The organism is Novosphingobium sp. BF6 (genome assembly GCF_058273105.1).
Genome location: NZ_CM177775.1, coordinates 2,317,360 through 2,330,717, shown reverse-complemented (window position 1 = coordinate 2,330,717; position 13,358 = coordinate 2,317,360). Strand labels below are relative to the sequence as shown.

The window sequence follows — 13,358 nt, the reverse complement described above, 5'->3', positions numbered from 1 at the left end:
CCGTTCCCCGGAACCGAAGTTCCGGGGAAAGGGGATCGCTGCGGGTCAGAACCGTGCGTTCAGCCCCACCTTGAAGGCCGTCGGCGAGCCGGGGGTGGCATTCGTGTTGCTGTGCGCGAAGAGGAAGTAGCGCTTGTTGAAGAGGTTCTCGACATTCACCTGCGCGCTGACGGTTTCGGTCAGGTTGTAGTAGAGCGCGGCATCGACGCGCGTATAGCCGGGCATCGAGACGGCATTGTCGGTCGAGGCATAGCGCTTGCCTTGGTATAGAATGCCCACGGCCGCACCGAACTGCTCGACGGGATCGAAGCGGGTCCAGAGCGAGGCGGCATGCTTGGGCATGTTCGGCAGGATATTGCCGGCCTTAACCGTGCCCGACACGTCGTCGAGGAACGTGCCGTCCGAGTACGTGTAGGCGCCGACCATGCTGAGCTGCCTGGTGATGTTGCCGGTTGCGCTCAGTTCCACGCCCTTGGTCCGCTGGCGGCCGATCGGCACGGTCGGGGAGGAAGGGTTGTTGGGATCGCTCAGCGCCAGCACGTTGCTGCGGTCGAGCTGGAACACGGCGGCAGCGACGTTGAACGTGGGCAGGATGTCCCACTTCGCGCCCAGTTCGTAGTTCTGGAACTTTTCCGGCGCCAGGCTCTGGGTGCTGAGCGTCAGGCCGGTGAGCTGATCGCCGCCGCGCGGCAGGAAGGTGCGCGAATAGCTGGCATAGATCGAGGCGTTCTCGACCGGCTTGAAGATCAGCCCAGCGCGCGGCGACCACAGGTTGTCGGTAGCCGTGAATTCCCGCTGCTGACCCACCGGGAAGCCGACGGTCCGCGTATCGGTGACGCGGGTCTTCAGATGTTCGTAACGGACGCCGACGATCACGTCGATCATGCTGGAGAGCGAGATCTGGTCCTGGATATAGCCGGCGAAGAGTTCCGTGGTGCCCCTGTTCGCACCGCTACTGGCGACCGGGCGCCACAGCATGTCGGGACGCGAGATCGTGGGATTGTTCACCGTCGCATAGATGGTTTGAATGCCCTGGGCATTGGTCGCGGTGGGGAAGAAGCCCTCTTCGCGCAAGTTGTCGGTCTTCTGATGACCGTACTCGCCGCCGATCAGCAGGGTATGCTCGATCGATCCCGTCGAGAACTGGGCGTTGAGGTCGGTCTGGTTGATGAAGTTCTTGCGATTGGTGCGCTGGTTATAGCCCTGGATCGCAACGATCGTACCGGCACCGTAAGTTCCGGCGAGAAGGCCGGCGGGATTGGTCATTGGCGCCGTGTTGACCGCGGCCGGGAACACGTTCTGGTAGAACTTGTCGTAGTCGGCATAGCGCGTACGGTTGCGCAGCGACACGCGGTCGCTGAAACTGTGCTCGACGTAGAGCGAGGCGGCATCGGTATTGGTCCAGGTGGGGCTCTGGTCGGGATCGCCGAAGAACTGCGAGCGGGGCGTGCGCAGCGGCTTGCCCTGATAGCTGGATACGCCGCGATCAGCCACGCGCTCGTCCTCGAAGTGCTCGTAGCCTAGGGTGACGGTGGTATCGGGTCCGGGGGTGAAGGTCACCGTCGGGTTGAAGCCCCAGCGCCGGTTGGTCACGCCGTCCCGGTAGCTGTCGCTATTCTGGTACACGCCCGTCACGCGTGCCGAAACGGCGCTACCCAGCGGGGCGCCGAGATCGAACTGACCGCGGACGTGATCGAAGCTGCCGCCTTCGAGACGAAAGGCGCGGATCAGTTGTCCGTTGGCCACCTTGGTCACGCGGTTCACCACGCCGCCGACGCCGCCGCGCCCGAAGATCATGGCATTCGGACCCTTGAAGACTTCCAGGCGCTCGATGTTGTAGAAGTCGCGATAGGTCTGGATGTCGTCGCGCATCCCGTCGACGAAGAAATCGCCCGTGGTCGAGTTGCCGCGCAGCACCAGCGTCTCGCGGTTGCCTTCACCCTGAGCCGAGAAGACGCCCGGAATGTAACGGATGGCATCGCCGATGCTGCCGGCAGCCTGGTCCTGGATCTGCTTGAGTGTGACGACACTGACCGACTGCGGCACATCCAGAAGCGGAGTATCCGTCTTCGTCGCAGTCGTGCTGCGCGACGTCTTGTAGGAGGATTGCGATTCGTCGTCCTTGATCGCGGTGCCGATCACCGTGATGCGGCCGAGGGCGTTGTCCTGAGCGTGAACCTGCGAACTGGCGAGGGCTGCGGCGGCGCTCGCGGCAAGCGCGAGAACCTTGGTACGCCGCATCGGGAGCGGTTTTGACATCTTGAATATTCCCCTGAACCTGCGATTGGAAAGTGTGAAAGATAATGAGAACCATTCGCACTCGTCGGCGCCGATACAGGCAGGCCATGTCTTGCCCAAGAGCGGGGAAGCAAGATGGACGATAATTGTGCTCGCCCCAATGTAACCCCAATGTTCGAGCCATGTTTTGTAATCGAGGGCAAGCAATAGCGATGAAAGTTCTTGTTCTGGAAGATGATGCGGAACTGTCATCCTACCTGGAGAACGGCCTGGGCGAACTGGGCCACAACGTCGCGGTGGCCACTGTCGGCGACGATGCATTGCACATGCTTTTGGAGGAGGAATTCGACGTCGCCGTTCTCGACAGGATGGTTGGGGGCCTCGATGGTCTGTCGGTGATGCAGGAGGCGCGCCGCGAAGGCTGCCAGACCCCCGTCATCATGCTGACGGCGCTGGCGGGGATCGAGGACAGGGTCGAGGCGCTGGAAGCCGGCGCGGACGACTACCTGGTCAAGCCCTTCGCCTTTGCGGAACTGGCCGCGCGCCTCACCGCCCTGTCGCGCCGCGTCGCGCCGGTTGTCCATCAGCAGGTTCTCAACGCTGGGGGCATCGAAATGAGCCTGCTGCGCAGAACGGTGAAGCGCGGCGGCAGGTCCGTCGAACTTCAACCGCGCGAGTTCAGCATTCTGGAACATCTCATGCGTAATGCCGACAGGGTCGTGACCCGGACGTTGCTTTTGGAGAAAGTCTGGAATTTCGGGTTCGATCCCCAGACGAATATCGTCGAGACCCACATGAGCAGGCTGCGAGCGAAGTTGAACGAAGGCTTTTCCGTCAATGCGATACGAACCATTCGGGGATCGGGATACATCCTGAATACCGATGCCGAGTGAAGCCTTGGGCGGGGCAAGGCTTCGACGCCTGCCTTATCCCAGGACGGTAAGATCGCTGGCACTGGCAGTTGCCTTCGTTTCCTGCCTGATAACGGCGGCGCTCGGGGGGCTGACATACTGGTACGTCCACGAGGAAGTCGAGCGGCAGATCGACGAGCGGGTTGCCGTCGATACCCGCACGCTCCTGCAATTCCAGCGTGCTCACGGCTTCGAGGCGCTGGTCGATCTGGTCAGCGCCAAGGACCGCGACAGGCCTCCGGAACCGACAGGTCATCTGGCGCTTGTCGACCCCGGCTTTGATCGGACGATGGGGTATATCGTCACGGATGCGGGCGGCAGGCGCCGGGCAGGCCGGCTAGACGCGGCCATGCCGCCTCTGGGGTGGAGCGAATTCATCCATTTCCGGCGATCCGACGGGCGCGAGGCCATTGCCCAGGGATTGCATTCCCGGCTTGATGGCGGCGGTTCCCTTCTGGTTGCGGCGGATCGAACCGCCGTCGACCAGACCGACGCGATACTCCTGCGCCTTTTTCTTGCGGCGTTCGGGATCCTGTTCCTCGTCAACCTGGTGTTGATCCTCGGCTTCGGCCGCGCCGTTCGGCGGCGGCTCGATGCCATGTCGCGCGGTGCCGAGGCGATCATGGCGGGAGACATGTCGCGGAGAATGCCGGTGGAGGGCCTCTCCGACGAATTCGACGAACTGGCGACCGTGCTCAACGGCATGCTCGACAGGATCGTGGCGCTGGTCACGCGGCTGCGTGAACTTTCGAGCGGCCTGGCGCATGACCTGCGCACACCGCTCAGCCGGATAAGGACCAGGTTGGCGTGTTCAGTTTCGATGTCCACGGATCCCAGGCAGCGCATGTTGCTGGAAGCGGCAATCGAAGATGGAAATGCGCTCGCGGATCTGTTTGCAGGTCTGCTTTCCCTTGCGGAAATCGATGGCAGGCATGCGCAGCGACGTTTCGTTCGCGTCGATTTCGGAGCCGCTGCCGATCAGATTGCCGAAGCCCATCGCGCCGCTTTTGAAGATTCGGGACACCGGCTTTTCATCGATATCGAGCAGGTCTGGGTTCTGGGAGATCGGGCGTTGCTCCAGCGCATCGTGGCCAGCCTGCTCGACAATGCGCTGGTCCACACGCCGCGCGATACGAACGTCCAGCTATCTGTTTGCAGACGGGGTCAGGAGATTGTCCTGACGGTATCCGATAATGGACCCGGCGTGGCGGAGAAAGACCAGCAGCGCATATTCGACAGGCTGGTGCGATTGGACCCTGGCCGGTCGCGACCGGGGCACGGATTGGGCCTCAGCATCGTACAGGCTATCGTGTCGGCGCATGGCGGCACGGTTTGCGCGCGGAGCAGCGGGGGAGGGCTTACCATCGAAGTATCGCTTCCCGCGCTCGCCAAGGATGCTGCTCCGGCCTCCGTTACCGTTCCTGTCTGAGCGGAGCGACGCCCAGGCCGCTGCGATAATTGAGCACGATGCGAATGGAAGTGGGTGTATCCCCGGCCCGGGTGGCCACTTTGGCGGCGGCAGGCTTGCTCCATCCGAGCTTGGGGTTGCCGGAGAAACCGATTCCGTCAATTCGCCAGTTGAACCGGCGATCCGTATCCCGGTCGTGAAGCAGGCTCACGGCATAGGTCCCCGCCGCGGGAAGGCGCACGCAAAGAGTGGGCGTGCCGCTGGCGGGAACCGGCACTTCCACCCGCCGGAAGGTCTTGCCGGCACTGACCAGAATATTGTCGTCGGCCAGGAAGTCCGTCTGGTTGGCTGGATAGACTTCCAGTTTCAGTCGCCCGCTCCGATCCTTGAGACCCACGACCTCGACCAGAAACGCAGGCCCGGTTTCGCCGGCCCGGCATTGCCCTTCCGCCTTGCCGAGATCGGGCGTTGAAGGAACCAGAGCGGCGGCGAAAAGCAGAGGAAGGCTGAGCATGGAAAATGTCCGATCGGTGAATACGGGAAGCGGTCCGCTTCAGGTTCGGTCCCCGGCATCAATTGCGGCAGCCGACTGGGGAAGCGGCTGGGGAGTCGGCGGAAATTTCAGGACGATCTTCAGGCCTGGCCCGTTGTCTTCCAGGATAGGCATGACGTGGTGAAGGCTGGCGATTGCGCGGACCAGGGATAGCCCCAGTCCCGATCCGGGTGTGCTCCGGCTGGCATCGAGGCGATAGAAGCGGACGAAGACCCTGTCGCGCTCTTCCGCCGGGATGCCCGGTCCATCGTCGCGCACTTCCGCGATGACGCCTTCGCCGGATCGCCGTGCATGCAGCAGGATGCGAGTGCCGGGAGGCGTATGGACCAGGGCGTTCTCGATCAGGTTGGTGAACATCTGTGCCAGCAGCTCACCGTCGCCCGTGACCATGAGGCCCGGTTCCAGTTCCACGTCGAGGCGATGTCCAGAGTCTTCCGCCACCGGTTCGTAGGCACCCCCGACACGTTCGATCATCTCGCTCAGGTCCAGCCGGGTAAAGCGGCTGCGACCGGCACCGCCTTCGAGCGTTCCGATCCGGAGCAGGGCCCGGAAGATCGTCAGGATTTCGTCGGTCTGCTCCAGGGCCGCTTCGATCCCCGCATCGTAGCCGGTCAGCGTCTCGGTGCCGCGCAGGCCTTCCAGGTTCTGGCGCAGCCGGGTGAGCGGCGTGCGCAGGTCGTGCGCGATATCGGTGGATACCTGCCTCAGCCCCTCCATCAGGCCCTGTATCCGGTCGAGCATGAGATTGAGATTGCCCGAAAGCTCGTCGAACTCCGGTCCCAGGCCGATGGTCGGGATGCGTTCGCCCAAGGCACCCGCCATGATCCGGTTGACCGACGAGTTCACGCCGTTGAGGCGGCGTATGAAGAGGCTGCCGACGAAATAGCCGCCGGCGAGCGCGAACAAGGTGATGCCGATGCCGCAGGCCAGCGTGAAGATTCTCAGGCGTTCCACAACGGTGCGCACGTCGAACATGTCAGTGCCCACCACGAGGTGGAACGTGCCGGGCAGGGCGGCGCCGAGGGTCTTGAAGGTTTCGATCGCCTCGCCGCGAACCGCCATGTTCACTTCGCGGACCTTGAGGATACCAGGTCCTACGAGGGTGGCGTCGGCAGGCAGGTCTCCGGCGATTACGCGTCCCGATCCGTCCACCAGGCGAAAGCGGAACTGGGGATCCTTGCCGGTGTGCGAATGGCGGGAGATTGCCTCGGTCAGGCCGTCGAGCCCGAGCGCCTCGTATTCGGAACGCAGGATCTTCATTTCGTTCCGCAGGCTGGCGTCGGTGGCGGCGACGGCATAGCCCTCGATCTGCCGCTGCACCGCAATCAGCACGAGCAGCGATCCGATCGCGAAAACGGCGGCGAACAGCACGGCGAAGCGAAAGGCTCCGCTGCGCAGAACGGAGCGGCGGAGCGGCTCAGCCGCCATCGATGCGATATCCCGCGCCCCGCACGGTCTGGATCAGTTCGCAGCCGAAGCCGCGATCGACCTTGGTCCTGAGGCGGCTCATGTGGCTTTCTATGATGTTGCTGCGCGGATCGAAGTGAAACGACCAGACGTTCTCAAGGAGCATCGTGCGCGTGACCAGTTGCCCGGCATGGCGCATCAGATACTCCAGCAGCTTGAACTCCTGCGCCTGCAAGTCGATCTTGCGCCCTGCGCGTGTGACGGTGCGCCGGATCAGATCGATCTCCAGATCACCGGCCCGCAGCACGGATACGCTGTCGGGCATCGGCGGGCGGCGCAGTAGTGCATTGAGGCGCGCGGCCAGTTCCGAGACCGCGAACGGCTTCACCAGATAGTCGTCGGCGCCGGCTTCGAGACCTTCGACACGGTCTTCGACTCCGTCCATCGCGGTCAGCAGCAGTATCGGCGTCAGGACATTCGCGGCGCGCAGGGCTTTCATGACGCTGAGCCCGTCGAGACCCGGCACCATGCGGTCGAGCACCAGCACGTCGTACTGGTTCGTGGTTGCAAGATAGAGCGCATCGGCGCCCGAAGTGCAGCTGTCCGTCACATGGCCTGCCGCTTGAAGCGAGCGCTCCACATGGTTTCGCAACTCGTCGTCATCCTCAAGGAAGAGGATTTTCATCGGCATCGGCTCCTTGGGGCAATGCGGGTTCAACCGTCCTTATGGCGCACACTCGGTCGCTGATGACAAGTTGGGAATTCCTAATGTCGGCTCAATCCTGAGCGAAGGTTGCATGCGCTAGAGGTCTCTCGAAACCTGTGGAGTGTCTCTCATGAAAGCTCTCGCCGTTCTTGGACTTTCGCTGCTCTGTGTGTCGCTGGCATCTCCTGTTCCGGCCCTGGCCGTCGAGCTGGACCAGAGCCCTTATGCGCATGATGCGAAGATCGACCTGCTGGCGGCGCGTACGATCGCGCTTCGGCAACATGCCGGTACGATCACCGCGCAGGAGCTTGAAAAGGAAAGTGGCGGGAGCGGCCTGCGTTACTCCTTCGACATCCTGACACGCCACGGCGCCTTCGAGGTCGGAGTGGATGCGATCAACGGTTCGGTGCTCGAAAACGGCCCGCTCGCGGATACCGCTGGCTAATTCATCGCCGCTCCCCGGTGGGGAGTTTCGCCCCCGGGTGCGCCACGCGGCCATCCTTTCAAGCGTGGACATTCATGGCTGGATCGTCTCTTCGAAAAGTCGTCGCATTGGGCGCCGCGGGCTTTACTGCCTGCCTTCTGTCCGCCTGCGCGCATTATACGCCGCTTGCCTTGCCTGCTTCCGCGCCGCTGGCACAGGACGTTGGCGGGTTGCGGGAAGCCCAGGCGCCCGGCGCCCCCCTGTCGGTCGAACAGGTGGTGACCCTGGCGCTTGCGAACAATCCCGATCTGCGGGCCGCCCGACTGCGCCGCGGCGTGGCGGCCGGTCAGACGAAACAGGCCGGAATTCTTCCTAATCCCTCGATTTCCGGGGCATTCCTGCCGTTGCTCTCCGGTGTCGGCACTGTCCCGGCGTGGAACTTCGGGCTTTCTCAGGACATCAAGGCGCTCATCACCTACAAGTCGCGTCGCAGGGCCGCGCAGGACAGCGAGCAGCAGGTCGCTGCGGACATCGTCTGGCAGGAGTGGCAGGTCGCGGGCAAGGCGCGGCAGCTTGCCGCCAACCTGATCGTGAGCGAGAACAGTCGGCCCGTCTATCGGGAGCAGTACGAGCTTCTGCTTGCCCGCAACGCCCGTCTGGAAAAGGCTCTGGCGGCGGGTAACGTGACGCTGGCTACGATCGCCCCCGATCGGGTTGCGCTCCAGGTTTCGCGAAGCACCCTGCAGGTGCTCGACCAGAACCAGCTCGCCTTGCGGCATCAGCTCAATGCTCTGCTGGGCCTGACCCCCGAAGCGACGGTGGAGCTTGCCCAGAGCGTCGATCTTCCGCCCTTTGACCCCGCTGCCGTGCGCGCGGCCCTGCCGTCGCTGCCGGACCGCCGCCCCGACCTGTTGGCGCTGCGCCTCGGCTATGCCGCGGCCGACGAGGGGGTGCGTCAGGCGGTGCTGTCACAGTTTCCCGATCTCGTCCTGGGCGGCAGCGTCGCGAGCGATAACGCCAAGGTCATCAACGGCGGCCCGAACGTCACGCTCGGCCTGCCGATCTTCGATCGAAACCAGGGCAATGTCGCCATTGCTAATGCCACCCGCGCGCAGCTTCATGCCGAATATGAAGCCCGGCTCGCCGCCGCGACCGGCGAAGTGGGCTCGATGCTTTCGGAAGCGATCCAGCTGACGACCCAACTGGAATCGACACTGCGCGATCTCCCCGCCGCGCGCGAAGCGGCGCGCCGAGCTCAGAGCGAATTCCAGGCATCTCGCCTCGACGAGCGGTCCTACCTCGACCTGATTGCGAACCGTTTCGCCAAGGAACAGGAGGTGCTCACCCTCCAGCTTGCGCTTCTCGATCGCCAGATCGCCATCCAGACGCTGACCGGCGCCGCGCTTCCATCCGTCGAGCTTCCTGGCGCCGACCTGCCTTCCGATCCTGCCGGAGTCCGCCCGTGAAATCCATCTATCTTGCGCCTTATCTCGCGCCCTATCTCGCCCCCTATCTCGCAGCGTCGGCCCTCACGTTCGCGCTCTGCGCCTGTGGCGGCAATACCTCGCAGAATTCGCCGCCTTCCAGCAGCGTCGCCGTGGCCGTGGTTCCTGCGAAGCAGGGCTCGCTGCCTGCTCTGGTCACCGCCTATGGCGCCGTCGCACCATCCCAGAACGGCACGACGACCATCAGCATGGCACAGCCCGGGCAGGTGACCTCGCTTGCCGTGACGCAGGGCGCGGCGGTGAGGGCAGGGCAGGTGCTGGCGACCTTTGCCGTCGCGCCGACCGCCCGCAGCGCCTACCTGCAAGCGGCCGACGCGCTGGCTGCCGCACAGAAGCAGCGCAATACGACAGCGCAGTTGCTCAGCCAGCAGCTCGCCACTTCCGACCAGCTGGTCCAGGCCGACAAGGCGGTTTCGGATGCCCGCATCGCGCTGGCGGGGCTATCCGCCGAAGGCGCCGGCAGTGCGGTACAGACCCTGCGCGCGCCCTATGACGGCATCGTCACTCTGGTCTCGGCGGGCGTGGGCGACCGCCCGCAGCCCGGTGCGCCGATCGTGACGCTCGCCAAGGCCGGCGGCCTCGTGGTGACGGTGGGTATCGACCCGGCAGCCAAGGCCGCCGTGCGCCCCGGGCAGACGGTCACGCTTCAACGTCTCTCCGGCCAGAACGAGGGCGCAGGCCAGATCGCAGGTAAAGTGGTCCGGATGGACGACATGCTCAATGCCCGCACGCGCATGGTCGATGTCGACGTCTCGTTCCCCGCCGGATCGCTGCTGCCGGGAGAAGGGGTTCAGGTTGCGATCCAGACCGGCGACGTTTCCGGCTGGGTGGTGCCGCACGCTTCTGTCGTGACTGCCAATGGGCCCGCGCGCATCTTCCAGGACGTGGCCGGAAACGCCAAGGCCGTGCCGGTCCAGGTCGCGCTTTCCTCGCAGGACGGCGATGTCGTTTCCGGTCCGCTCGATCCCCGCGCACCCGTTATCGTCGAAGGCGCCTATCAGCTCAACGACGGCGACGCCGTGCGACGGGGGCGTTGATGCTTGAAAAGCTTCTCCACAAGCAGTCCCGGGCTTTCGTCCTCATCGCGCTCGCCATGGCGGTAGCGGGGCTGGTGGCCGCCTTCTCGCTGCCGATCGGCCTGTTCCCGCAAGTTTCCTTCCCGCGCGTTGTCGTCGATCTCGATGCCGGCAGTCGTCCGGCCGACCAGACCGCGCTCACCGTCACGCGCCCGGTCGAGGAAGCCATTCGCGCCATCCCCGGCGTTCAGGATGTCCGCTCGGAAACGAGCCGCGGCTCGGCGCAGATCTCGATCGACTTCGGCTGGAACCGCGACATGGTGTCGAGCACGCTGCTGGTCGATTCCGCAGTGGCGCGCATTCTTCCGCAGCTGCCCTCCGGCACCCAGTACGGCGTGCGAAGGATGGATCCGACGGTCTTCCCGATCATTTCCTATGCCCTGGTTTCCGATAGGGCTGATCCCGTGGCCCTGCAGGATCTGGCCCGCTACCAGATCACGCCGCTGCTTTCTTCGATCACCGGGCTGGCCCGCGTCGGCGTGCAGGGCGGCGATACGGCGGAAGTCCAGGTTCTTGCCGATCCGCAGCGCCTTGCCGATCACAACATGGCGATGACCGATCTGGCCACCGCGATCCGGAGCGGCAACGTGCTCAGCGCGACCGGTCAGGTCCAGGACCGGGGGCGCCTGTCGCTGGTCATCGCCGATCGTAGCGTGCTGACGGCCGATCAGGTCGGCGATATCGTCGTCCAGTCCGATCCGGCCGGGATCGTGCGGGTGCGCGACGTCGCGACCGTGCAGAACGGCCGCGTTCCGCAGTGGCAGCGCATCGTCGAGGACGGCCGCCCCGCCGTGCTGTTCAACATCTACGAACAGCCGGACGGCAATGCCGTGCAGATCGCGCAGGAGGTGCAGGCCAAGCTGGCGACGCTGAAGCTGCCGCCGGGCGTGAAGCTGGTGAACTGGTACGACCAGAGCCAGCTGGTGACTGAATCCGTGGCAAGCGTTCGCGATGCCGTGCTGATCGGCCTCCTGCTCGCCGCGCTGGTGCTGCTCTGGTTCCTGCGCAGCTGGCGCGTGACCCTGGTGGCGGCGATCGTGGTTCCCGCCACCCTGGCGGCGACGGTTCTGGTTCTCAGCGCCCTGGGCATGTCGTTCAACATCATGACGCTCGGCGGCATCGCCGCTGCCGTGGGGCTGCTGATCGACGACGTGATCGTGATGGTCGAGCATATCGCCCGCCGCGCGGGCGCGACCGGGCCGGACGGTCAGGTCGTCGGCGACAGCGCGGTGATCCCGGCCGCCCGCGAGTTCATGGCGCCGCTGACCGGCTCCAGCCTCGCGACGCTGATTGTTTTCCTGCCGCTTTCGTTCCTCAGCGGCGTCACCGGCGCCTTCTCGAAGGCGCTCTCGGTGACGATGGCGGCGGCGCTGGCGATTTCCTGGGCGATGACCGCTTTCGTGGTGCCCGTGCTGGTCCGCTGGCTGGTCGATTTTCGCAAGTGGCGCGATCCCGGCGAGGCAGGCGCTGGTCGCCTTGGTCGCACGCACGACCGTGCCATCGACGGCCTGTCGCGGCGTCCATGGATCCTGGCTGCGGTGCTCGTGCCCCTGCTGGCCATCGGCTATCTCGGTTACTCGAACGTCCCGACCGGCTTCATGCCCAAGGTCGACGAGGGCGGCTTCGTGATGGATTACTTCACGGCCCCGGGAACCTCGCTCGACGAAAGCAGCCGGCAGATCGCCCAGGTCGACCGGATACTGCGCGATAACCCGGAAGTGCTGACCTTCTCGCGGCGCCTTGGCACGGGTCTTGGCGGCGATCTGGGGCAGAGCTACCACGGCGACTACTTCGTCAAGCTCAAGCCCGATCACACCACCCCGACCGAGGAATTGGCGGCTTCGGTGGCCGAAGATGTCGGGCTGAAGGTGCCCGGCGTCGAGGTCGAGGTCGCGCAGCTGATGGAAGATCTCATCGGCGACCTTACCGCCGTTCCGCAGCCGATCGAGGTCAAGCTGTTCTCGTCCGATCCTTCGGTGCTTCAGGCCGAGGCGAAGAAAGTCGCGGGCATCGTTTCCAAGGTAGCGGGCGTGGTCGAAGTCAAGGACGGCGTGCGCCTGGCGGGTGACGCGATCGACGTTCATGTCGATCCGGTGCGCGCCGGGATGGAGGGCGTCGCTCCGGCGGATGTCGAGGCGCAGCTTTCGGCGGCGCTGAGCGGAACGGTAGCGACCACGCTGGCGCAGTCCACCAAGACCGTGGACGTGCGCGTGCGCCTGCCGAACGCCCTGACCATGAGCGAGGCTGATCTCGCCAGGTTGCCGATCCGGGCGAGCGACGGCCATCTCTTCCCGATCTCGCGCGTCGCGACGCTGGAGACGGTGGCCGGACAGCCGCAGATCTCGCGTGAGAATCTGGAGCCGATGGTGGCCGTCACCGGCCGCATCCAGGGGCGCGGCATCGGGGCGGCAGTGGCCGACGTGACAGCCGCGCTCGATAAGCCCGCCGCCTTGGGGCCCGGCGTGCGCTACGAGATGGGCGGCCTCTACCAGCAGCAGCAGATTGCGTTCTCGGGGCTCATCCGGGTGTTCGGCGCCGCGCTGATCGCGGAGTTCATCCTGCTGCTCGTGCTCTATCGCCGGATCTGGCCGCCGGTCATCATCATCGGTTGCTCGTTGCTGTCGACGACGGCGGTGTTCACCGCTCTGTGGCTGTCGGGGGTGGACCTCAACATCACGGCGCTGATGGGCATGACGATGATCATCGGCATCGGCACCGAGATGGCGATCTTCTACGTCTCCGAATTCGAGGAGATGGCCCATCACATGCCCGCAGCCCAGGCGACGCGCGAGGCGAGCCGTAACCGCGTGCGTCCGATCACGATGACGACGCTGGCGGCGATCCTCACGCTCCTGCCGCTGGCGCTTGCGATCGGGCAGGGCTCGGGAATTCAGCAACCGCTGGCGATCGCCATCATCGCCGGGCTGCTGCTCCAGTACCCGCTGGTACTGCTGGCGATGCCTATTCTGGTCCGATTGACCCTGCCGAAGGAGAGACCGACCGACGAGCTTGCCGCTCAGGCGGCGAAGACCTGAGCGGCGCGGCGTCCCGGCGTCATGCCGGGAAGCCATCCTTCGCGAAGGGACGAAGATTACTCTTTCCCAATGCAGGCATTAGCGGCTGGACAATG

At 64.8% G+C, this 13,358-nt stretch carries 10 protein-coding genes; 6 read left to right on the top strand and 4 right to left on the bottom strand.

The annotated features are described in order from the left end of the window. Positions 1-45: 45 nt before the first annotated feature. The gene (locus AC4D6D_RS11320) at positions 46-2,259 is read right to left on the bottom strand and encodes a TonB-dependent receptor (RefSeq protein WP_491325353.1); all 2,214 of its coding nucleotides are present in this window, start codon (positions 2,257-2,259) and stop codon (positions 46-48) included. Positions 2,260-2,450: 191 nt separating this feature from the next. On the opposite strand from AC4D6D_RS11320, the gene AC4D6D_RS11315 reads away from it, so the two are divergent. Then, positions 2,451-3,131 (top strand): response regulator transcription factor, encoded by a 681-nt coding sequence (locus tag AC4D6D_RS11315; RefSeq protein WP_491325352.1) that lies wholly within the window; start codon positions 2,451-2,453, stop codon positions 3,129-3,131. Further along, positions 3,121-4,578, top strand: coding sequence for a sensor histidine kinase (locus AC4D6D_RS11310; protein ID WP_491325351.1), 1,458 nt, complete (start codon positions 3,121-3,123; stop codon positions 4,576-4,578). The genes AC4D6D_RS11315 and AC4D6D_RS11310 overlap by 11 nt, the downstream gene beginning before the upstream one ends. Here the strand turns inward: AC4D6D_RS11310 and AC4D6D_RS11305 are convergent. From AC4D6D_RS11305 to AC4D6D_RS11295, 3 genes are read right to left on the bottom strand one after another with little or no spacing between them, the layout of a single operon-like run. Continuing rightward, positions 4,562-5,071, bottom strand: a complete 510-nt coding sequence (locus tag AC4D6D_RS11305; RefSeq protein ID WP_491325350.1) for a DUF2141 domain-containing protein — start codon at positions 5,069-5,071, stop codon at positions 4,562-4,564. The two genes, AC4D6D_RS11310 and AC4D6D_RS11305, sit on opposite strands and share 17 nt — an antisense overlap. Positions 5,072-5,110: 39 nt before the next feature. Beyond that, the gene (locus AC4D6D_RS11300) at positions 5,111-6,538 is read right to left on the bottom strand and encodes a sensor histidine kinase (protein WP_491325349.1); all 1,428 of its coding nucleotides are present in this window, start codon (positions 6,536-6,538) and stop codon (positions 5,111-5,113) included. Next, the gene (locus AC4D6D_RS11295) at positions 6,528-7,202 is read right to left on the bottom strand and encodes a response regulator transcription factor (RefSeq protein ID WP_491325348.1); all 675 of its coding nucleotides are present in this window, start codon (positions 7,200-7,202) and stop codon (positions 6,528-6,530) included. The genes AC4D6D_RS11300 and AC4D6D_RS11295 overlap by 11 nt, the downstream gene beginning before the upstream one ends. Before the next feature lie 151 nt (positions 7,203-7,353). Between AC4D6D_RS11295 and AC4D6D_RS11290 the strand changes: the two genes are divergently transcribed. From AC4D6D_RS11290 to AC4D6D_RS11275, 4 genes are all read left to right on the top strand, one after another. Further along, positions 7,354-7,668, top strand: a complete 315-nt coding sequence (locus AC4D6D_RS11290) for a PepSY domain-containing protein (RefSeq protein ID WP_491325347.1) — start codon at positions 7,354-7,356, stop codon at positions 7,666-7,668. A 74-nt stretch (positions 7,669-7,742) separates the two neighbouring features. Beyond that, positions 7,743-9,113 (top strand): TolC family protein, encoded by a 1,371-nt coding sequence (locus tag AC4D6D_RS11285; protein ID WP_491325346.1) that lies wholly within the window; start codon positions 7,743-7,745, stop codon positions 9,111-9,113. Next, positions 9,110-10,189: an efflux RND transporter periplasmic adaptor subunit gene (locus tag AC4D6D_RS11280; protein WP_491325345.1), complete on the top strand. Its 1,080-nt coding sequence runs from the start codon at positions 9,110-9,112 to the stop codon at positions 10,187-10,189. The genes AC4D6D_RS11285 and AC4D6D_RS11280 overlap by 4 nt, the downstream gene beginning before the upstream one ends. Continuing rightward, positions 10,189-13,263 carry an efflux RND transporter permease subunit gene (locus AC4D6D_RS11275; protein WP_491325344.1) on the top strand — a complete coding sequence of 1,025 codons (3,075 nt, stop codon included), beginning with the start codon at positions 10,189-10,191 and terminating at the stop codon, positions 13,261-13,263. Before AC4D6D_RS11280 ends, AC4D6D_RS11275 begins: the two co-directional genes overlap by 1 nt. Positions 13,264-13,358 lie beyond the last annotated feature (95 nt).